This window comes from Sulfitobacter sp. IGS-18 (genome assembly GCF_059628195.1).
This window is the reverse complement of record NZ_CM184556.1, coordinates 792,473-814,304: the sequence shown is the minus strand read 5'-3', so window position 1 is coordinate 814,304 and position 21,832 is coordinate 792,473. Positions and strand designations below refer to the sequence as shown.

17 protein-coding genes are annotated in these 21,832 nt (G+C 62.6%); 9 read left to right on the top strand and 8 right to left on the bottom strand.

Features of this window, described 5'->3' with window-relative positions:
- Positions 1-294: 294 nt before the first annotated feature.
- From ACWNZ3_RS03950 to ACWNZ3_RS03925, 6 genes are all read right to left on the bottom strand, one after another.
- A complete protein-coding gene (locus ACWNZ3_RS03950) occupies positions 295-1,473 on the bottom strand; it encodes an ABC transporter permease (RefSeq protein WP_496901267.1) in 1,179 nt (392 codons plus the stop codon).
- A gap of 4 nt (positions 1,474-1,477) precedes the next feature.
- The gene (locus tag ACWNZ3_RS03945; RefSeq protein WP_496901266.1) at positions 1,478-3,163 is read right to left on the bottom strand and encodes an ABC transporter permease; all 1,686 of its coding nucleotides are present in this window, start codon (positions 3,161-3,163) and stop codon (positions 1,478-1,480) included.
- A gap of 89 nt (positions 3,164-3,252) precedes the next feature.
- Positions 3,253-4,347 (bottom strand): extracellular solute-binding protein, encoded by a 1,095-nt coding sequence (locus ACWNZ3_RS03940; RefSeq protein ID WP_269365764.1) that lies wholly within the window; start codon positions 4,345-4,347, stop codon positions 3,253-3,255.
- Positions 4,348-4,459: 112 nt separating this feature from the next.
- Positions 4,460-5,560, bottom strand: coding sequence for an ABC transporter ATP-binding protein (locus ACWNZ3_RS03935; protein ID WP_274574272.1), 1,101 nt, complete (start codon positions 5,558-5,560; stop codon positions 4,460-4,462).
- A gap of 152 nt (positions 5,561-5,712) precedes the next feature.
- Positions 5,713-7,089 (bottom strand): aspartate aminotransferase family protein, encoded by a 1,377-nt coding sequence (locus ACWNZ3_RS03930; protein ID WP_496901265.1) that lies wholly within the window; start codon positions 7,087-7,089, stop codon positions 5,713-5,715.
- 13 nt (positions 7,090-7,102) lie between these two features.
- On the bottom strand, positions 7,103-8,323 hold the full coding sequence (locus ACWNZ3_RS03925; protein ID WP_496901264.1) for an aminopeptidase P family protein: 1,221 nt from the start codon (positions 8,321-8,323) through the stop codon (positions 7,103-7,105).
- A gap of 190 nt (positions 8,324-8,513) precedes the next feature.
- Here ACWNZ3_RS03925 and ACWNZ3_RS03920 point away from each other — a divergent pair, with 190 nt between their 5' ends.
- From ACWNZ3_RS03920 to ACWNZ3_RS03885, 8 genes are all read left to right on the top strand, one after another.
- Positions 8,514-9,695, top strand: a complete 1,182-nt coding sequence (locus tag ACWNZ3_RS03920; protein ID WP_496901881.1) for a M24 family metallopeptidase — start codon at positions 8,514-8,516, stop codon at positions 9,693-9,695.
- A 2-nt stretch (positions 9,696-9,697) separates the two neighbouring features.
- A complete protein-coding gene (argE, locus tag ACWNZ3_RS03915) occupies positions 9,698-10,855 on the top strand; it encodes an acetylornithine deacetylase (RefSeq protein WP_496901263.1) in 1,158 nt (385 codons plus the stop codon).
- A 263-nt stretch (positions 10,856-11,118) separates the two neighbouring features.
- Positions 11,119-12,132 carry an NAD-dependent epimerase/dehydratase family protein gene (locus tag ACWNZ3_RS03910; protein WP_496901262.1) on the top strand — a complete coding sequence of 338 codons (1,014 nt, stop codon included), beginning with the start codon at positions 11,119-11,121 and terminating at the stop codon, positions 12,130-12,132.
- 10 nt (positions 12,133-12,142) lie between these two features.
- Positions 12,143-13,417 (top strand): Vi polysaccharide biosynthesis UDP-N-acetylglucosamine C-6 dehydrogenase TviB, encoded by a 1,275-nt coding sequence (gene tviB, locus ACWNZ3_RS03905; RefSeq protein ID WP_496901261.1) that lies wholly within the window; start codon positions 12,143-12,145, stop codon positions 13,415-13,417.
- Between the two features lie 252 nt (positions 13,418-13,669).
- The gene (hisD, locus tag ACWNZ3_RS03900; RefSeq protein WP_496901260.1) at positions 13,670-14,977 is read left to right on the top strand and encodes a histidinol dehydrogenase; all 1,308 of its coding nucleotides are present in this window, start codon (positions 13,670-13,672) and stop codon (positions 14,975-14,977) included.
- A 90-nt stretch (positions 14,978-15,067) separates the two neighbouring features.
- Positions 15,068-15,574 (top strand): sulfopyruvate decarboxylase subunit alpha, encoded by a 507-nt coding sequence (locus ACWNZ3_RS03895; protein WP_496901259.1) that lies wholly within the window; start codon positions 15,068-15,070, stop codon positions 15,572-15,574.
- Complete coding sequence (comE, locus tag ACWNZ3_RS03890) at positions 15,571-16,125, top strand: sulfopyruvate decarboxylase subunit beta (protein WP_269365747.1); 555 nt, start codon at positions 15,571-15,573, stop codon at positions 16,123-16,125. The genes ACWNZ3_RS03895 and comE overlap by 4 nt, the downstream gene beginning before the upstream one ends.
- A gap of 58 nt (positions 16,126-16,183) precedes the next feature.
- Positions 16,184-18,034, top strand: a complete 1,851-nt coding sequence (locus ACWNZ3_RS03885; protein ID WP_496901258.1) for an FAD-dependent monooxygenase — start codon at positions 16,184-16,186, stop codon at positions 18,032-18,034.
- Here the strand turns inward: ACWNZ3_RS03885 and ACWNZ3_RS03880 are convergent.
- Entirely contained in the window at positions 18,031-18,957 is a 927-nt protein-coding gene (locus tag ACWNZ3_RS03880) for a carbohydrate kinase family protein (RefSeq protein ID WP_496901257.1), read from the bottom strand. The two genes, ACWNZ3_RS03885 and ACWNZ3_RS03880, sit on opposite strands and share 4 nt — an antisense overlap.
- Positions 18,958-19,312: 355 nt before the next feature.
- Here ACWNZ3_RS03880 and ACWNZ3_RS03875 point away from each other — a divergent pair, with 355 nt between their 5' ends.
- A complete protein-coding gene (locus ACWNZ3_RS03875) occupies positions 19,313-20,944 on the top strand; it encodes an alpha-D-glucose phosphate-specific phosphoglucomutase (protein WP_496901256.1) in 1,632 nt (543 codons plus the stop codon).
- 42 nt (positions 20,945-20,986) lie between these two features.
- Here the strand turns inward: ACWNZ3_RS03875 and ACWNZ3_RS03870 are convergent, their stop codons facing one another.
- The gene (locus tag ACWNZ3_RS03870; protein ID WP_496901255.1) at positions 20,987-21,787 is read right to left on the bottom strand and encodes a helix-turn-helix domain-containing protein; all 801 of its coding nucleotides are present in this window, start codon (positions 21,785-21,787) and stop codon (positions 20,987-20,989) included.
- Positions 21,788-21,832 lie beyond the last annotated feature (45 nt).

The following is a 21,832-nucleotide window of genomic DNA, read 5'->3' as shown; positions in this document are numbered from 1 at the left end:
CTATATTTTTATAGGCTATGAGTTCCGCCCTCAAAGCCAGTGTAGCTAGGTGCGAAGTTTATTTGGCAGTGCCGATCTGCAACACCAGTAGCCGCGACCTTCAATTTCGCCATATATTTTTGGGACTTACACTATCCGGGTTCATCCGGGCTCAGTCTGGCTCTTCCGGATTAAAACACCCGTTTATGCCAACATTTCCTTCGCATTACAGCAACACACCTGTGTCTCGACAGTCTCAGGCGTCTCAATCAGCGGCGGCGGGCCTGCTTTGCCCTCCCCCGCGACCGGCGCCGGTCAGCTCGGAGACATGCCCCGCAGCCGCTCGGACCGGCGGCGCAGCAATTCCAGCGTCGTCAGCAGCAGGACAGAGATCACAACCAGCAGTGTCGCGACCGCCAGAATGGTCGGGCTGATCTGTTCACGCAGCCCGATGAACATCTGCCAGGGCAGCGTCTTTTGACCCGCTGAGCCGACAAAGAGCACCACCACCACCTCATCGAACGAGGTGATGAAGGCAAACAGCCCGCCGGAGATCACGCCAGGCAGAATCAGCGGCATCTGCACCTTGAAGAAGGTCCGGATCGGCGAGGCCCCCATGTTGGCGGCGGCCCGCGTCAGCGAACGGTCAAAGCCCACCAGGGTCGCCGTCACGGTGATGATCACGAAGGGAATACCAAGCGCCGCATGGGCCAGTACCACACCGATGTAGGTGCCCTGCAGCCCGATACGGCTGTAGAAGAAGTACATGCCCGCCGCCGAAATGATCAGCGGCACAATCATCGGAGAGATCAGGATCGCCATGATGGCCCGCCGGAACGGCACATGCGGCTGGCTCAGCCCGATGGCCGCCAGCGTGCCGAAACCGACCGACAGCAGTGTCGCGGCCGGTGCGATCATGACCGAGTTGCGCAGCGCGTTCTGCCAGTCGGAACTGTTGAAGAAGGCGCGGTAGTGCTTCAGCGAGTAGCCCGCGGGATCAAAGCGCAGCATCTCGGGCGTGAAGGTAAAGAAGTTCTCGGCATTGAAGCTCAGCGGCATGACCACAAGGATCGGCGTGATCAGGAACACCAGGATTGCCCCGCAGATCACCCGGAAGGCAAAGTGCCACAGCACCTGACCCGGTGTCAGATAGGGCGGTAACTTGCGCCGGTAACGTCCTTCGTAGAGCCAGAAGCTGAACCAGGCAAAGAACCAGCCGAACAGCGCGCCAATGACCAGCGCCGGTATACCCCCCAGCAGGAAACCGATGACCGCCAGCAGCACGACACTGCCCCAGATCCCGGGTTTCTCGGCCTTGATGACCTGCGTCAGCACGAAAGCCAGCGCGCCCATGGCGATTGCGCCGATGATGATGCCCAGCAATCCGCTGCCCTGTGCGGTGCCCACAAAGAGCCCGGCCAGGGCCCCCGCAGCAGCCGCGACAGAGGCATAGAAGGACACCGGCGTGCGGCTGATCGGCGTGAGTGCAGTCATGGTCCTAGCCCCCCAGTTTCACGTTATCGATGCCGACGATCTTGTCGTAGGCCCAATAGAGCGCCAGCACGACCGCCAGCAGGATCGCCCCAAGTGCGGCAGCGAGGCCCCAGTTGAGCGAGCTGGAAATGTGATAGGCGATCCGGTTCGAGATAAACGTGCCTGTCGTACCGCCCACGATTTCGGGTGTGATGTAATACCCGATGGACAGGATGAAGACGAGGATCGAGCCCGCACCGATGCCCGGCACCGACTGCGGGAAATAGACCCGCCAGAAGGCCGTCCAGTTGGTTGCGCCAAGGCTCTTGGCGGCGCGCAGAAAGGCGGGCGGAATCGTCGCCATCACCGAATAGAGCGGCAGGATCATGAAGGGCAGCAGGATATGCGTCATCGCGATGATCGTACCGGTCTGGTTGTTGATCAGCGCCAGACGGTTCGCATCGGACACGATCCCGAGCCACACCAGCGTGTCGTTGATCACACCCTGTTGCTGCAGCATCACCTTCCAGGCCGAGGTCCGCACCAGCAGCGAGGTCCAGAAGGGCAGCAGGACAAGGATCATCAGCAGGTTCGCGGTGCGCGCGGGCAAGTTCGCCAGCAGCCAGGCCACCGGATAGCCCAGCAGGATGCAACTGCCGGTGATCATCAGCGACATGAACAGCGTCCGCAGGAACAGCGTGCCATAGATACGCTGGTTTTCGGGGCGCAGTTCGGCGCCGTCCGGGCTCTTTTGCATATCGACCGCATTCAGGAAGTAGCCGTTGGTGAACGGGCCCGAATAGGTCTGGATTGTCTCCCAGATCGGGGTCTCGGCCCAATCCTTGTCGATCTCCGCAAAGGCGGCGGCGTAATCCACGGTTTCGAAACTTGCTGCGGCAGCGGCGGCCGCCTTGATCTGCGCGGCGGCGGGGCCGTCATATGCCGCGATCTGTGGCGCAGTGGGGCCGGTCAGGTCATCATAGAATGAGGAATAGATCAGCGCCCAGGGGTCTTCCTTGTACAGGTTGTCGCCATCCTCGTATTGCACGAAGTCGGCAAAAATCTCGTATTTGGCAGCGGTCTGGGGAAACAGCTCTTCCATGCCGTCGCGCATTTCAAAGGCAGGCTGGTCATCGCCCGAGGCCTTGTCCCATGCCTGAATCTCGGCCAGCCATTCGTCGGAGCCGAGGAAGGCGTTCCAGTTCTCGCCCTTCTTCCAGAAATCGTCAAAATCCTCGAACTGGTCCTGATAGACCTCGCCCATGTCACCCACGCCGCGTCCGGATTTGCGAAACAGCGAGGATGCGCCGGTCAGTTCGTAATTGAGCCGCGAGCCGAGACGGGTATGCAGCTTGCGCTCCTGCGCGATGAATATGTCTTCGTAGAGCGCCTTGTAGACCGGCGCGCCGGGGGCCTGCCCGGACCCGGCTTCCCAATCGGCCAGCGCTTCGGTCGTGCGCGGCAGGGTCTGTGCGACGATCTGGTTCTCGACCGAGCGGAACAGCATGTCCGCGATCGGGGCGATGAAGGTGACCAGGACAAAGATGAGCAGCGGGGCGATCAGGATCAAGGCCCGCAGCTTCTGACGCCGCAGGGCGCGGTTCAGGCTGCGTTTCAGCGACGTGCCGTCCGCGGCGCGAATCTTTCCGTCAGATTTTTTGCCCCCCTGTTCGGGAGAATCCTGGGGGATCGTCTCGGTCACATCGCTCATCGGGCTGTCCTTCGCGGGGAATTCGGGCAGGCCGGACCAGGGATCCGGCCTGCGAAGGGCGGGCCATCAGTGGCCCGCCCGGGTTCAGTTTATTGCGCGAGCCACGCCTGGAATTTCGCGTCGATGTCGTCGCGATAGTCAGCCCAGAACTCGTAGTTGTAGAGGAAGGTGTTGCCAGCGTTTGCCGGATCGGTCGGCATGTGCTGCTTCATGTCCTCGGGCACCAGCGGTGCGGACGACAGGCGTGCCGGACCATAGGAGATGTACTTGGCCTGATCAGCCAGACGCTGGGTGTCGGTGGCGAACTTGATGAAGTCCTTCACACGGTTCAGGCGCGCTTCGTCCAGGCCTTCGGGGATGATCCAGCCATCCAGGTCAAAGACCTGAGCGTCCCACATCATGCCGACGGGCTGGTTCTGCTCTTCGATGACAGAGAACAGGCGACCGTTGTAGGTGGAGCCCATGAAGACTTCGCCGTCTGCCAGAAGCTGGGGCGTATCCGCACCGGCCGACCACCAGATCACGTTGTCCTTGATGGTGTCGAGCTTGGCCAGCGCCTTCTCCTGACCTTCCGGTGTCGCCAGCACGTCATAGACTTCGTCCTTGGCAACGCCGTCACACAGCAGCGCCCATTCCATGTTGTTGATCGGACGCTTTTCCAGCGCACGCTTGCCGGGATAGGTTTCCAGGTCGAACACCGAGCAGATTTCGCTGGGCGCCGCAGCACCTTCGGGCACCATGTCTGTGCGGTAGCCGAATGTGGTCGAATAGACGATCTGCGGGATGTAGCAGTCAGAGACGATCAGGTCGCCGAAGTCATCTTCTGCGGATGTGCCGTCGGCGCCTTCGGCCAGCAGCTCATTGGGTTCGTATTCCATCGCCAGACCTTCGTCGCAGAGGCGAATGGCGTCAGACGCCACCACGTCAACGAGATCCCAGGTGATGTTGCCCGCTTCGTTCATCGCGCGCAGCTTGGCCACGGCTTCATTGGAGCTTTCATCCCATACGACATTCACTTCGGGGTGCAGCGCCTGATAGGGCTCAACATAGGCCTTCAACTGGCTGTTCTGATAAGCCCCGCCCCAGGACACGATGGTCATGTCGTTGGACATTTCCTGTGCCAGGGCAACGCCTGCGACTGCGCTGAGCGCGGTCGAAGTTAGTAGGATTTTGGTGAATTTCATTTGGTATTCTCCCAATTTTCTTCCCGTTTTTTCAAGTAAGGCCAATAACAACGGGTTTAGTTACGGGCTTCGTGTTCATCGCGGGCTTGCGCCCGCGACATGACACGCGCGCCTATGCGTCCAGCGCGCGGCAATCTTCTGCCTGCCAGCCGATCTCGACGGTCTGGCCCGGCTCCAAGCGCACCTGGTCGGGCGCATTGCGTGTCTTGACGATGAAGGAATCGTTCCCCGCGACCCTGAGCCGGGTGCGGAAGATGTCCCCCATGTAGATGAATTCGAGCACCTCGGCCTGCAGCGTATGCGCGCCGGGGTTGAGACGCTCCATGTTGAACTCGACCCTTTCGGGCCGGATCGACAGCTGCGTGCGCTCGCCTGCCTTGTTCACGTTGACGGGCATCGCGTCGATCAGGCTGCCATCGTCCAGCTTGACGACCGCCAGCCCGTTCTTGATCTCCTTGACCTCGCCCTGCAGCGTGTTGTTCTCGCCGATGAACTGCGCCACGAAACTGTTGCAGGGTTTCTCATAAAGCTCGTCCGGCGGGGCAAGCTGCTGGATGCGCCCGTCTTCAAAGACCGCAACGCGGTCCGACATGGTCAGCGCCTCGGTCTGGTCGTGGGTCACATAGACCACGGTAATCCCGAGGTTGTCGGCAATGTGCTTGATCTCGAACTGCATATGCTCGCGCAGCTGCTTGTCGAGCGCGCCCAATGGTTCGTCCATCAGCACCAGATCGGGTTCGAAAACCAGCGCCCGGGCCAGCGCCACGCGCTGCTGCTGACCACCGGAAAGCTGCGCGGGCCGACGGCCACCGAAGCTTTCCATCTGCACCATGCCAAGGGCGCGCGCGACTTTCTCTTCGCGCTCGGACTTGCCCATCTTGCGCACTTCCAGCGGGAAGCTGAGGTTCTCTGCAATCGTCATATGCGGGAACAGCGCGTAGTTCTGGAACACCATGCCGATGCCGCGCTTGTGGGGCGAGATGTTGTTGATCGGCTTGCCATCCAGCAGGATGTCGCCATGGGTCGCCGTCTCGAACCCGGCCAGCATCATCAGGCATGTGGTCTTGCCGGAGCCCGATGGCCCGAGCATTGTCAGGAATTCGCCCTTGCCTATCGACAAGTTCAGGTCTTTGACCACAAGCGTTTCGCCATCGTAACTTTTCTGTACGTGATCGAACACGACGAAATCGCCGCCAGTGGCTTTCTCAGACAAATCGCACCTCCCCAGGTGTTATGTTTGTTCTCGCCAATTCAGCGAGTGTTTCCGCCGTTTCGGCAGGTTGGCTTTTAGACAACCACATGCCTCAGGGCTTTGCAACCGGGCAGGTGTGGCAAGATACGCTCTGGGGAAAGTGCGATTATTCTTTATGCGACGCCTATGACCTCAACGACCGCTTGGGTTGTTTTTGCGACAATCTCGTCCGCTTCTGCCTCGGTCAGACAGAAGGGCGGCGCGAAACCGATGATGTCGCTTTGCGGCATCGCCCGCCCGATGACCCCGCTTGAGAGCAGCGCTGCCGCCACCTGTGGGCCGATTTTCCTGGCCGGATCATAGAACGCCCGGTCGCCCCGATTCTCGACCAGTTCCACGGCACAGAGCATCCCGGCACCCCGGATGTCGCCCACATGCGGGTGGTCGCCAAGCGCCTCCTGCATCTTGCGGTGCAGATAGGGCCCCACGGTGGCGGCATTCTCTACCAGTTTCTGATCGTCGATCACCTGCAGGTTCGCGACCCCGGCCGCTGCCCCGATGGGATGCGCGGAATAGGTCCAGCCGTGGCCGAGCGGGCCGTTTTCATCCGTGCCCTGCTCAAGCACTTTCCAGACCCGGTCGGACACGATGGAACCCGACAGCGGCGCATAGGCCGAGGTGAGGCCCTTTGCGATGGTGATGAAATCGGGTTTCAGCCCGTAATGATCGGAGCCGAACATGGTGCCCAGACGACCAAAGCCCGTCACGACCTCATCCGCAATCAGCGCGATGTCGTGCTTTTGCAGCACCGCCTGGATGGCATCCCAATAGCCCTCCGGTGGCGGCACGATGCCCCCGGTGCCCAGAACCGGCTCCCCGATGAAAGCCGCGATGGTATCGGCCCCCTCCCGGTCGATGATCGCCTCCAGGTCGGCCACGCAGTGGGCCACGAACTCCGCCTCGGTCTGGTCGAGGTTCTCGCGGCGGAAGAAGTCCGGCGCGACCGTATGCAGGACCCCGGCCATCGGCAGATCGAACTTGGCGTGGAACAACCCCAGCCCGGTGAGTGAGCCGGTCATCAGGCCCGATCCGTGGTAACCGCGCCAGCGGCTGATGATCTTTTTCTTCTGCGGCCGGCCCAGGATGTTGTTGTAGTACCAGAGCAGCTTGATGTTGGTCTCGTTCGCGTCCGATCCGCCAAGCCCGAAATAGACCTTCGACATATGCGCAGGCGCGCGTTCCATCACCATCCGGGCCAGCGTGATCGAGGCTTCTGTCCCGTGGCCGGCGTAGGAATGGTAATAGCTCAGCTCATGTGCCTGAGCGGCGATGGCATCGGTGATCGCGCGCTGGCCATAGCCCGCGTTCACGCAATAGAGCCCGGCGAATCCGTCGAGGAGCCGGTTGCCGTCACGGTCGATGATGTGACTGCCCTCGGCCCCCTTGATGATCCGCGCCGGGCTTTCGCCGCGCGCATGCTGCGCCAGATGTGTGGACGGGTGAAAGAAATTCTCGCGGTCCCATTTGTCCAATACGTCGTTCGTCAGCATGTTGCGCGTCCTTCTATGCGTCGATGATGTTCGCTTCCGGGCCATAGGCGAATTTGGTGATATTCTCGACCCCGTTGCCGCCAACCACAAGGATGTCGTGCTCGCGGTAGCCACCTGCCCCGGCAATGCCCTGCGGCACCCAGATCATCGGCTCCATCGACACCACCATGCCCGGCTCCAGAACGGTATCAATATCCTCACGCAGTTCCAACCCCGCCTCCCGGCCATAGTAATGCGACAGGATGCCGAAGGAATGGCCGTAGCCGAAGGATCGGTATTGCAACAGACCCTGATCCGCGAAGAAGCGGTTGATCTCGTCGCAGATCCCCGAACAGGTCGCACCGGGGCGGATCAGCGACAGGCCCAGTTCATGCGCCGCCACATTCGCCTCCCACATCCTGCGGCTGGCCTTGTCCGGTTCGCCCAGAAACAAGGTGCGTTCCAAAGCGGTGTAATAGCCCGAGATCATCGGAAAGGTATTGAGGCTGAGGATATCGCCCCGCTCCAGTTTGCGCGTCGTGACCGGGTTATGCGCCCCGTCGGTGTTCAGCCCAGACTGGAACCACACCCAGCTGTCGCGCAATTCGCTGTCGGGATGGGCGCGGGCAATCTCAAGCTCCATTGCGTTGCGCCCGGCCATGGCCACGTCGATCTCCCGCGTGCCAGCCCTGATCGCGGCGCGGATCGCCTCTCCGCCATGGTCGGCAATGCGCGCGCCTTCGCGGATCAGGGCAATTTCCTCCCCGGACTTTATCATCCGCGCGGCCATGGTATCGCCCGCGATATCCACCAGTTCGGGTGCGCCCAGCATCTCTGCCAGCGTGTCGCGCGCGGCGAGGGTCAGGTGATCGGCCTCGATCCCCAATCGCCGCGCGCCACCAATCAACCCCGCCACCGCACGCCAGTAATTGTTCCGCGCCCAGTCGGTGTAGATGACATTATCGCCATGCGACCGCCGCCAGGGCTGTCCCGCGTCGATATTGGCGCTGACGGTGGTGCAGGTATCCTGCGTCACCACGCACCCGTAAGGCCGCCCGAAGCTGCAATAGAGAAACCCCGAGTAATAGGCGATGTTGTGCATCGACGTCAGCAGCACCGCGGGAATGTCCCGCGCCGCCATGATCTTGCGCAGCCCGGACAGCCGCCGGTCATATTCGGCCGCCGAAAAAGGCAGCGGTGCCTTGTCGCCGTTGTGGCTGGTGAAGGACTGCGGGCGGTTGGAAAGATCAGGCATCGAAGTATCCTCAATTGGATCGGACGCGCGCGGCGCGGCCAGGTCAAAGAAAATATCCGGGCGTACAGGATGGGGAAAATGGCCGGAAACTGCGACGCCATCGCGGGCCATATACAAACTGGCTAATGTATTGTGTGCCGCCCTGTCAACGCGTAGCCTCCGCTGACAACTGCAGGAGGCCCCCTTGACCCTGACCGATCCAACGCCGTTTTCACCACAGGAATATGAGCGCCGCCTGAACCTGACCCGTGCCGCCATGGCGCGCGCCGGGATCGACGTGCTGATTGCCACCGATCCATCGAACCAGGCCTGGCTGACGGGCTATGACGGCTGGTCCTTCTACGTCCATCAGGCCGTGATCCTGCCCATTGACGGCACCCCCTTCTGGTGGGGCCGCAGGCAGGACAGCAACGGCGCCCTGCGCACGGTGAACCGGGCCGTCACGGATGTGGAATTCTACACCGATGATTTTGTGCAATCGACAGAGCGTCACCCGATGCAGGATCTCTCCGCCAAGCTTGCGGCGCGCGGGCTGGCACGGGGGCGGATCGGCGTCGAGATGGACAATTACTACTTCTCCGCCAAGGCCCATACGACCCTTGTCACCTCCCTGCCCGACGCGACAATCGTCGATGCCACGGCCCTGGTGAACTGGCAACGCGCCGTCAAGTCGGAGGAAGAGCTGACCTTCATGCGCAGGGCCGCGACGATCACCGAAAAGATCATCCAGCTGGCCATCGACCGCGCCGCACCCGGCCTGCGCAAGAATGAACTCGCGGCAGAGATCATGGCATCGGGCATCACAGGCGTTGGCGAAACCTGGGGCGATTACCCCGCGATTGTGCCGCTGATGCCCTCCGGCACCGACGCCGCCGCCCCGCATCTGACCTGGAACGGCGATGTGATGAAGACGGGCGAGGTGACCTTCTTTGAACTCGCCGGCTGCTACCGCCGCTATCATGTACCGCTGTCACGCTCTGTCATGCTCGGCACCCCGCCCGACCACATCAAACGCGGCGAAGAAGCGCTGATCGAGGGGCTGGAGGCCGGGCTGGACAAGGCGCGCGCAGGCAACCGGACCCAGGATGTCGCCAACGCCCTTGGCACCGCGATGGACAAGGCCGGCATCGAACGCGGCGCGCGCTGTGGCTATTCCATCGGCCTCAGCTATCCGCCCGACTGGGGCGAACGCACCATGTCGCTGCGCCCCGAGGACGAAAGCGTGCTGAAAGCCGACATGACCTTCCATTTCATGCCCGGTCTCTGGATGGACGACTGGGGGCTGGAGATCACGGAAAGCATCCTGATCACCGAGGACGGCCGGGCGCAGCCCTTCTGCGGCATCGAACGCAAGCTCTTCATCAAGGACTGACCATGCGACCTCTAGACTCCACCACGGCAATCCTGTCCGATCTCATCGGCTATCCCACCGTTTCCTCGGACAGCAACCTTGCGATCATCGACGATCTGGCCGCGCGTCTGGAAGACGCAGGCGCGCGGGTGGATGTGTATCACGACGACAGCGGGGCCAAGGCCAACCTATATGCCACCATGGGGCCGGAAGTGCCGGGGGGCATCCTGCTGGCCGGACATACGGATGTGGTGCCGATCACCGATCAGATCTGGGCGAGCAATCCCTTTGCCATGACCGAAAGGGACGGCCGCCTGTACGGGCGCGGCACCTGCGACATGAAGGGCTTTATCGCCGCCACTGTCGCCCTTGCCCCCCTGTTTGCGGCGAAAGCCACCCGACGCCCCGTTCACTTTGCATTCACCTATGACGAGGAAACCGGCTGCCTGGGCGCCAAGGCGCTGGCCGACCAACTGGCAACGCGTGGCGACCGCCCGTCGCTTGCCATCATCGGGGAACCCACCGAAATGCGGGTGATCGAAGGCCACAAGGGCTGCTGCGAATATTCCACGCATTTCACCGGGCGCGAGGGCCACGGCTCCCTGCCGCACCTTGGCGTGAACGCGGTGGAATACGCCGTGCGCTACATCACCCGGCTGATGGAGCTGAACGACGAATTGAAAGCCCGCGCGCCTGCGGGCAGCGCCTTTGACCCGCCGCACAGCACCATCAACGTCGGCTCGCTGCACGGGGGCGTGGCGCATAACGTGATACCGGGGTTTGCATCGGTGGAATGGGACATGCGCCCGGTCCAATCCGCCGATTTCCACCACATCAACAAGACAATGCGCGACTATGCCTCCAAGGTCCTGCTGCCGCGGATGCGCGCAGTCTGGCCAGACGCCGATATCGTCACCGAAGTCATCGGCGAAACCATCGGGCTTGAGGTCATGGCCGAGAACGCCGCCCGTGACCTGGTGATGTCGCTGACCGGCGCGAACGGGACCGATGTGGTATCTTTCGGGACGGAGGCAGGCATTTTCCAGCAGCTTGGCATGGCCGCCGTTGTCTGCGGGCCGGGGTCCATCGAACAGGCCCACAAACCCGACGAATACGTCGCGATCAGCGAACTTGCGGCCTGCATCGACATGCTGGAAGGGCTGGCAGAGCGTTTGGGATAGTGCTGCCTCGGCATCGCCCGACTGTCGGCACAGCGGCATCTTCACCCGTGCCAATGGGCGCATGCATAGCACCCTTGCGCTTGTATTCCCGCCCCGGCAGGTTGTAAGTGGCCCGCAATTGCCTATTTCCCTGAGGGTCGCCGAAACGCGGGCCCAGCCACCGTGGCACAAAACAAACCCAATCATGTGTCAGGTGTCGCCTTGATCCATTTCCAGATTCACACCCCGGCCCGCCCCGACGCGGGACATGCGGGAACAGGCCGATGACACGCGTACTTGTCACCGGCACCGCCGGCTTCATCGGCTTTCACCTTGCCCGCCGCCTGCTGGCCGAAGGGTTCGAGGTGCAGGGCTATGACGCGCTGACCGATTACTACGACGTCACGCTGAAGGAAAAGCGCCACGAGATGCTGCTGGAGAACCCCCGTTTCTCGGCCATGGTGGGCAAGCTGGAAGACGAGGAACTGCTGTGGTCCGTGGCAGAGGCGTTCCAGCCCGAGATCGTCGTGCATCTCGCCGGACAGGCCGGCGTGCGTTATTCGCTGGAAAACCCGCGCGCCTATCTCGACAGCAATGTGATCGGCACGTTCAACGTGATGGAAGCGGCGCGCAAGCTGAAGGTCAGACATCTGCTGATGGCCTCGACCTCTTCGGTCTATGGCGCCAACGAAGAAATGCCCTTTGCCGAGATGGACCGGACCGAAACCCAGCTGACCATCTATGCCGCCACCAAGAAGGCGAATGAGAACATGGGCCATGCCTATGCCCATCTGCATGACCTGCCGACGACGATGTTCCGCTTTTTCACGGTTTACGGCACCTGGGGGCGGCCCGACCTTGCGCTGTTCAAATTCGTGGATGCCATTCTGGATGGCCGGCCCATCGACATCTACAACCACGGCGACATGTTCCGCGACTTTACCTTTGTCGACGACCTGGTGCGCGGCATCATGCTGCTGATGGAGGCGGTGCCCCAGCGCCCCGCCAGCAAGGACGACATTCCCGAATGGGACAGCCTGTCGCCGGTGGCGCCTTTCCGGGTGGTGAACATCGGCAATTCGCAGAAGGTGCGCCTGCTGGATTTCATCGACGCGATCGAGGCCGAACTGGGCATCGAGTCCAAGCGCAACTACATGCCGATGCAGACCGGCGACGTGCCCGCGACCTGGGCCAATGCGGAGCTGCTGCGCAACCTCACCGGTTACCAGCCCCGGACAGATGTGCGTGACGGCATCGCGCAGTTCGTGGCATGGTTCCGCGACTATTACGGCAGGTAAGGTGGCCAGGATGGGTGCCGGGGCGGAAAAGATCGCGATCATCGGACTGGGCTATGTCGGCCTGCCGCTCGCCGTGGCCTTTGGCAGGCAGCGCCCCGTGGTCGGCTTTGACATCAGCGCCACAAGGATCGCGGACCTACGCGCGGGCCGTGACCGCACGCGCGAGACCTCGGCGGAGGAGTTGGCAGAGGCCCGGCAGCTCGGCTTTGCAACCGATCCGGCAGAAATTGCCGATTGCACCATCTACATCGTCACCGTGCCCACCCCCATTGACGCCCACAAGCGCCCCGATCTGGGGCCCCTGCGTGGTGCCGCAGAGACCGTCAGCCGGGTGCTGAAACCCGGCGACCTCGTGATATTCGAAAGCACGGTCTATCCCGGTGCGACCGAAGAAGACTGCGTGCCGATCCTCGAACGTGGCTCCGGCCTGCGGTTCAACGTCGATTTCTTTTGCGGCTACAGCCCCGAGCGGATCAATCCCGGCGACAAGCTGCACCGCCTGCCCGACATCCGCAAGGTCACCGCCGGTTCGACGCCCGAGGCGGCGGACCGCGTTGACGCGCTTTATGCCCAGATCATCACCGCGGGCACCTACAAGGCCGAAAGCATCCGCGTGGCCGAAGCAGCGAAGGTGATCGAGAACACCCAGCGGGACCTGAACATCGCCCTGATGAATGAACTGGCGATCATCTTTGGCCGGATGGGCATCGACACCGACGCGGTATTGCGCGCCGCCGGGACCAAGTGGAATTTCCTGCCCTTCAAGCCCGGTCTGGTAGGCGGACATTGCATCGGGGTCGATCCCTACTACCTGACCCACAAGGCCGAGCAACTGGGCTATGATCCCCAGATCATCCTGGCGGGGCGGCGGCTGAACGACGGGATGGGCGCCTATATGGCGGGCCAACTGGTCAAGGCAATGATCAAGCGTGACATCGCCATCGGCGGCGCGCGGGTGCTGGTGCTGGGGCTGACCTTCAAGGAAAACTGCCCCGACCTGCGCAATACCCGCGTGATCGACCTGATCCGCGAATTGCGCGACTACGGCGCGGAGGTCGATGTGCATGACCCCTGGGTCGATCCGGCAGAAGCCCAGCGCGAATTCGGCATCGACATGGTGCAAACCCCCGCCGAGGGTGCCTATGATGCGGTTGTCCTCGCCGTTGCCCATGCGGAGTTCTGTGAGGCCGGGGCCGCCGCCCTGCGCGCCCACGGCAAAGCCGCGCAGGTTTTCTACGACATCAAGAGCGTCTTTGGCCCCGGGGACAGCGACCTGCGGGTCTGAACCTGCCGCGCCCCCGCGGGACGCCCCGATATTTCGCATAGCCAATTGACAGATTTCGATTTGCTTAATCTGAAAACTGGACTCATAAGATTATCCGCAAAAACGCCACGGCTGCATTGACGCGGCGCATCCTCCAGATGCACAGATTAACTGCGACTTCTGGCAGGCACCGCCGGGACGCTCTCTGACAGATCGCCAGAGGGCAGCCCTTCCGGACATGCCGTTTTCTGAAAACTGCAAACAGGAATCCCCATGGCCCGTGAATACCTGAAGAAAGCCACGCTGACCGCAAAATCCGATGCCTCCGAAGTGCATGAGACGGTCAAGACGATCCTTGCCGACATAGAGACGGGCGGCGATGCCAAGGCGATGGAATACGCCGCCAGGTTCGACCGCTACGAAGGCAATGTGCTGATGACCCCGGAGGAGATCGAAGCCGCCTGCGCGCTGGTGCCGGAGAAACTGAAAGCAGATATCCGGTTTGCACATGACAACGTGAAACGCTTTGCCGAAAAGCAGAAAAGCACCATGTCGGACATGGAGATCGAGATTGTGCCCGGCCTGATCGCGGGGCAAAAGGCGATTCCGGTGGATGCGGCGGGCTGCTATGTGCCCGGCGGGCGCTACAGCCATATTGCCAGTGCGATCATGACGGTGACCACCGCCAAGGTCGCAGGTTGCCGTCACATCACCGCCTGTTCGCCGCCGCGCCCGGGTGTCGGCGTGGCCCCTGCCATCGTCTATGCCGCCCACATCAGCGGCGCGGACCGGATCATGGCAATGGGCGGTGTGCAGGGCGTGGCCGCGATGACCTTTGGCCTGTTCGGCCTGCCGCCTGCCAATATCCTTGTCGGTCCCGGCAACCAGTTCGTCGCCGAGGCCAAGCGCATCCTGTTTGGTCGCGTGGGCATCGACATGATCGCCGGTCCCACGGACAGCCTTATTCTGGCCGATGCGCAGGCCGATCCGATGGTGGTGGCGACCGACCTCGTGAGCCAGGCGGAACATGGCTACAACTCTCCGGTCTGGCTGGTCACCGATGACCGTGCGCTGGCGGAGAAGGTCATGGATCTGGTGCCGGGGCTGATCGAGGACCTGCCCGAGGTGAACCGAGAAAACGCCTTTGCCGCGTGGCGCGACTATGCAGAGGTGATCCTGTGTTCCGATCGCGCAGAAATGGCCGCCTGTTCCGATGGTTATGCGCCCGAGCACCTGACCGTCCAGGCGGATGATCTGGATTGGTGGCTGGCGCATCTGACCTGCTATGGCTCGTTGTTTCTGGGCGAGGAAACCACCGTGTCTTATGGCGACAAGGCAACCGGGACCAACCACGTGCTGCCGACCTCCGGTGCGGCCAGCTATACTGGCGGGCTTTCGGTCCACAAGTACATGAAAATCGTGACATGGCAGCGCGCCACGCGCGAAGGCTCCAAACCCGTGGCGCTGGCCACCGCCCGCATTTCGCGGCTGGAGGGGATGGAGGGACACGCCCGCGCGGCAGACGTGCGTCTGGCGAAGTATTTCCCGGACGAAACCTTTGATCTGACCGCCGATGGCTGATCGCCCCACCCGCCGCATGTTACAGTGCGTGCCAGACCTCTTACCGTTAATCGCGCGCCCCGGCGCACCCACCGAAAGGCAAGAAAACCGATGAACATCGACAGGAAGATCGCGGATGATCTTGTTGCCAACGACATCTCCTTTGTCACCACCGTGCCCTGCAAGCAGCTGGCCGGCGTGATCGCGGAGATCGACGCGCGCGACGACATCTTCCACATCCCCTCCAACAAGGAGGACGAGGGCATGGGCCTCTGTGCCGGGGCCTTCATGGGCGGCAAGCGGCCTGCCATCATCATGCAGAACACCGCCATCGGGGTGACGATCAACACGCTCGCCACGCTGATCCAGTATTACCGGATGCCGCTGCCGATGATCATCTCCTACCGGGGCGAATTGCGCGAACCCGTGGCCTGTCAGGTGGAGATGGCGGTGCACACCAAGGCACTGCTGGCGCAGCTGAACATCCCCACCTACCACTTCCACTGGCAGAAGGATGTCGAGGAGTTCGACAACATCCTGAAATACACCTTCATGTGCAACAAACCCGTGGCGATCCTGACCGATGCCAATTTCTGGGGAGGCTATGGCGACCAATGATCCGTTCCGAAATCCTGAAAGAGATCGCACCGATCATCCGTGACCATCTGGTGGTCTGCAACATCGGCATCCCCAGCCAGGAGCTGCATGCCATCGACGACCAGCCCACCAATTTCTACATGCTGGGCACCATGGGGCTGGCCTCGTCCATCGGGCTGGGGCTGGCACTGGCGCAACCCAAGCCGGTGATCGCCATCGACGGCGACGGTTCCGTCCTGACCAACCTCGGCACCCTGCCCACCATCGCCAATAACGTGGCAGACAATTACATCCTGATGATCATCGACAATGGCTCCTATGGGTCCACCGGGGATCAGCCGACCTATGCGGGCAAGAAGACCAGGCTTGAGAAAGTGGCCGAGGCCTGCGGCTGCGAAAACGTGGTGACCTGTCAGGGCGAAGATACCGGCAAGGTGCTTCAGGCGGCGCTGGCGTCGGGAAAGATGACCGTGATTGTCGTCAAATGCGACAGCGGCAATGCCAGGCATCCGGTGATCACGATGGACCCGGTGGTGATCCGTGACCGCTTCATGAAGGCCGTGCAGGCATAGGGCGCAGCCCTGGGGGACCTGTCAGGCGCATACCACCCTGGCCGCAAGGAGGACTTTCATGCAATTCCATCTGAACGGTTTCCGCCCCGGTGACCCGGCAGTCGCTGACCATACCGCCAGGCCGGCACAGACCGATACATTGGACGTGCTGATCGTGGGCTGCGGCCCGGCCGGGCTGACGCTGGCCGCGCAATTGTCCGCCTTCCCCGAGATCGCCACCCGCATCCTGGAACGCAAACCCGGCCCGCTGGAGGTTGGTCAGGCCGATGGCATCGCCTGCCGCTCGATGGAGATGTTCGAGGCATTCGGATTTGCCGAAAAGGTGCAAAGGGAAGCCTATTGGGTGAATGAGGTCGCCTTCTGGCGGCCCGGTCCCGATGGCAAGGAAATCACCCGCGCCGACCGCATCCTGGACACGGAGGAAGGGCTGTCGGAATTCCCCCATACCATCCTCAACCAGGCACGGGTGCATGATTTCTACCTCGACGTCATGCGCAACAGCCCGACCCGACTGGCACCGGATTACAACCGGTCACTGGTGTCCCTGACCCGGACCGATGATGCCGTTTACCCTGTCCGGGCCGTCTTTGACTGCCTTGACGCCCCCGGTACGCAGGAAACCCTGCGCGCCCGCTATGTGGTCGGATGCGACGGCGCGCGCAGCACGGTCAGGGCCGGAATGGGCCTTCACCTCAAGGGCGAAGCGACCCGGCAGCTGTGGGGGGTGATGGACATTCTGTCAGTCACCGATTTCCCCGACATCCGTCTGAAATGCGCCATCCAGTCCGCGGATCAGGGCAGCATCCTGATCATCCCGCGCGAGGGCGGCTACATGGTGCGGATGTACATCGAAATGGACGTGCTGCATGGCGATGAGCGCGCCGCCGACAAGAACCTGACCGCCGAGGCGCTGATCGCCCGGGCGCAGGCCATCATGGCCCCCTATGCGCTTGACGTGAAACAGGTCGCCTGGTGGTCGGCCTATGAGATCGGGCAACGGGTCTGCGACAGTTTCGACGATGCAGCTGAAGGCGGGCAGGCCCCGCGTATCTTCATCGCGGGTGACGCCTGCCATACCCATAGTCCCAAGGCGGGGCAGGGCATGAATGTCTCCATGGCCGATGCCTTCAACCTGGGCTGGAAGCTGGCCGCCGTCTTGCGTGGACAGGCGGATGCCGCGCTGTTGAATACCTATTCAGAAGAACGCCGCGCCAAGGCGAAGGAGCTGATCGACTTCGACCGCGACATGGCCCGGCTGTTCAGCGCCAAACCGGCCTCCCCCGCCGAGGCCGCGCAATTCCAGCGCTATTTCCGTCAGCATGGCCGTTATACCGCAGGGGTCGAGACCCGATATGACCCGTCGGTCCTGACGGCGGACGGGACGCATCAAGCGCTGGCGACGGGTCTGCCCATCGGGATGCGGTTCCATTCCGCCCCGGTGATCCGTGTGGCCGATGCAAAACCCATGCAGCTTGCCCATACGATCAAGGCCGATGGGCGCTGGCGGCTCATCGCCTTTTCGGGCCGGAACGATACCGGTGCGCACGGCGGGCCGATGGCCCAGCTCTGCGCGGGGTTGGCGCTGCGGGTGCCCGACGGTGACCCGGACGCGGTTCTCGACGTCAGGGGTGTTTTCCAACATCCCCACCGCAGCCTGCAGATCGACCGGATGCCTGCCCTGCTCTTGCCCCGCAAGGGGCGGTTTGGCCTGATCGACTATGAGAAAATCTTTGCCGCCGATCCGGTAGCGGGCCGGGATATCTTCGACCTGCGCGGCATCGACCGTGACAGGGGCGCGATGGTGCTGGTGCGGCCCGACCAATATGTCGCCGCGATCCTCCCGCTGGGCGATCTGGCGGGGTTTGATACCTTCCTTGCAGGCACGCCCCTGCGCTTGGGTAGGCCTTAGAGTTCCCGCGCCCAGGGCGGGTTCGCGCCCGCGCGGGAGACGGTCACCGCCGCCACGCGCGCGCCAAAGGTCAGCGCATCAGTCACCGCCTGTGTCGTCAGCCCGCGCAGGGCGTCTTTGCTGAGCAACCCCTGCTCGGTGAGGCTGGCCAGAACGCCCGCGTTGAAAGTATCGCCGGCCCCCACGGTATCGACCACCTCGGCCCGCAAGGCGGGCACGGTCATCTCGGTGCCATCGGCCAAATAGGCCGTCGCCCCTTCCCCGCCGCGCGTCACAATGACCAGCGCCGGCCCGTGACCCAGCAGCGCCCTGACCTTGTCCGGCACGGGCATCGGATCAGGATGAAGCCAGGTCAGATCCTCGTCAGAGACCTTGACGATGTCCGCCTGCCGCAGCATCGCCCCCAGCCGGGTGCGAAAGCGGTTCGCATCGCGGACAAAACCGGGGCGGATGTTCGGGTCGATCATCACCGCACGTCCCGCCCCCGCCTGCGCCAGCAGATCCGCATAGGTATCGGCACAGGGCTCGCAGGCCAGGCTGATTCCGCCAAAATAGAGCGCCGTCACATCATCGCCCACCTGCGGCAGTTCCTGCGGCGACAGCATCCGCCCGGCAGAATTCTCATCATAGAACATGTAGCTGGCCTGCCCGCCGTTCAGCTCGACAAAGGCCAGTGTCGTCGGGCGGTCGGCATGGACCACATGGGCGGTATCCACCCCGTTTGCCGTCAGCGCCGCCGACAGCAGCTTGCCGAAGGAATCGGTCGAAATGCCCGTCAGCATCCCCGCAGGCACGCCAAGACGCCCCAGCGCGATGGCCGTGTTGAAGATCGCCCCGCCCACATGCGGCGCAAACCCGCTGCCGCCCGATGGGCCGGGGATTGGCAACATGTCAATCAGGGCCTCGCCCGCGCACAGGATCATGAACTTTCCCCCCGGAATACCGCCGCGCCCGCGCGCGGCCTTGCCCCATAGTGGATGAAAGCCTCACCTCCGGATGTCAAGAATAATAAATCAATCTAGTTTATTAATTCGGCAAATCAGGCAGCGCAGCACCGGTTTTCCGTTGAGGCCCATGGATGTCCGCTCTATTCGGATCAGGTGTGGTGCTGCATCGCGGCACAGGCCGGAACCCTTTCGTGCCGCCGGGTGTTCCCTGACCAGCGTGGTTACGCCGGCCTGCTCAACCGCCCCTTGCACGGGCCGCCAACTTGCTGTCCGATGCGGCCAGGCCAATTCCAGACCGAAGAACAGTTAGATTAAGACAAAAGGTAATTTCATGACGACACTCACCCAGGACTGCACCCCTTTCGAGGGGCAAAAACCCGGCACTTCGGGCCTGCGCAAGAAGACCCGCGTCTTCATGGAGCCGGGCTATGTGGAATGTTTTGTCCAATCCGTTTTCAACGCCATCGAAGGGGTCGAGGGCAAGACCCTTGTCATCGGAGGGGATGGAAGGTTCTTCAACGCCGAGGCGATCCAGACCATTCTGCGGATGGCTGCAGCCAACGGGGCGAAACGCGCCATTGTCGGCAAGGACGGGCTGCTCTCCACGCCGGCGGCTTCGCACCTGATCCGCAAACGCAGCGCCTCCGGCGGGCTGATCCTGTCGGCCAGCCACAATCCCGGTGGGATCGACGCGGATTTTGGTCTGAAATACAACGTCTCCAACGGCGGCCCGGCCCCCGAGAGCGTGACCGCCGCGATCTATGACGAAACCAGGACCATCCGCAGCTACAAGACGCTGGACACCGACGATATCGACCTGGGCGATCCGGGCGAGACGACACTGGGCGGCATGACGGTCGAAATCGTCGACCCGGTTGCCGCCTATGCCGTGTTGATGGAAAAACTCTTTGACTTCGACGCCATCAAAGGGCTGTTCCAGGCCGGGTTCACCATGCGCTTCGATGCCATGCATGCCGTCACCGGCCCCTATGCCAGGGCGATTCTTGAGGAAAAGCTGGGCGCGCCCGAAGGCACCGTGCTGAACGGCGTGCCCTCGGTCGATTTCGGCAAGGGCCATCCGGACCCGAACCCGATCTGGGCAAAGCCGCTGGTCGACATGGTGATGGCCGAAGACGGCCCCGATTTCGCTGCCGCCTCGGATGGGGACGGGGACCGCAACATGATCCTCGGCCGCGGCGTTTACGTGACCCCCTCTGACAGCCTTGCCGTGCTGGCGGCGAATGCCCATCTGGCGCCGGGCTACAAGGCGGGGATTGCGGGCGTTGCGCGCTCGATGCCCACCAGCCGCGCCTGTGACCGCGTGGCAGAGGCCATGGGCATCGCCTGTTTCGAAACCCCCACGGGGTGGAAGTTCTTCGGTAACCTGCTGGACGCGGGCAAGGTGACGCTCTGCGGCGAGGAAAGCGCCGGCACCGGCAGCAGCCATGTGCGCGAAAAGGATGGGCTCTGGGCGGTGCTGCTCTGGCTCAACATCATCGCGGTGCGCGGCCAGTCGGTGCATCACATCCTCAAGGATCACTGGAAGGAATACGGCCGCAACTATTACTCGCGGCATGATTACGAGGCCGTCGACGCCACTGCCGCAGCCGGGCTGATGGGTGCGCTCGAAGCGGCATTGCCCGACCTGCCCGGCCAGCGCCCCGCCGGGCTGATGATCACGGAGGCTGACCAGTTTTCCTACCACGATCCGGTGGACGGTTCGGTGAGCGATAACCAGGGCCTGCGGATCAATTTCGAAGGCGGCGCGCGCGGCGTGCTGCGCCTGTCCGGCACCGGGACCGAAGGGGCGACGCTGCGGGTCTATCTGGAACGCTATGAGCCCTCCGGGGGCGATCTGGAAATCGAAACGCAAGCAGCCCTGGCCCAGGTCGCGGCGGCGGTGGCGGAACTCAGCGATCTGGAAAGGCGCACAGGCAGGACAAAACCCGACGTGATGACCTGAGGGTGGTGGGTGGTGTGACCTGAAGTGCCGCACCCCACCCGTTCAGAACAGGTCTTTCAGCGCTGCGAACAATTCCGCCTGCGAGGAAATGTCGAGTTTGCGGTAGATGTTGCGCCGGTGCACCTTGACCGTTGCGCGCGCGATACCAAGGTCAAGCGCCGCCGACAGGTTGGAATGCCCCTGCAGGATCAGCGCGGCCAGTTGCGCCTCCCGCCGGGTCAGGACGGTGCCGGACAGAGCGGTGACGTGATCGCGGATGATCGTGTCCAGCGGGCTGTGGACCGGCGGCTGGACCCTTTCGCCCAACTGGTCCTGACGATACTCGCAGTACTGGCGCAGCAGCTCCAGCATGACAGGGCTGAAATGGCGCAGGCATTGCAATTCCTTGCGTTTGAAACGCCCCTGCCCGGCTTGCCTGCTCATCGACAGATGGCCCGTGGCACCGCCCTTGAGATCGACCAACAGACCAACCTCGTCGCAGATTTCGGTCTTGCAGTAGTACTGAAGGTAATATTCCCCGGAAAAGAACCGGTCCGGCGCGATCTCGGACAGCCGGTACATTGCACCGGGCGAGGCCCGCTTGCGCATCTGGAAAAACGGATCAAGCCGATAGGATCCGTCGAGGTAATGGCGCGGATAGGAGGTCTTGAGCGAACAATCCGCCAGCCAGCTGTCCAGCGCCTGCGGCGTGCCGCTGTCGCTGAACCGCAGGATCAGGAAGGTATCAAAGCGCAGTCGCGCGCGCAGCAGCCTGCGAAAATGCTCAAAGAACGATTCGTCCTTGCAATGGGCAAATGCCCGCTGGAGGCGAAGCACATCACCCTCTCTGAGCATCTCTGTCATTTCTAACCCCCAAAAGACCAAACATTAGTCATTTAATACCCCCGT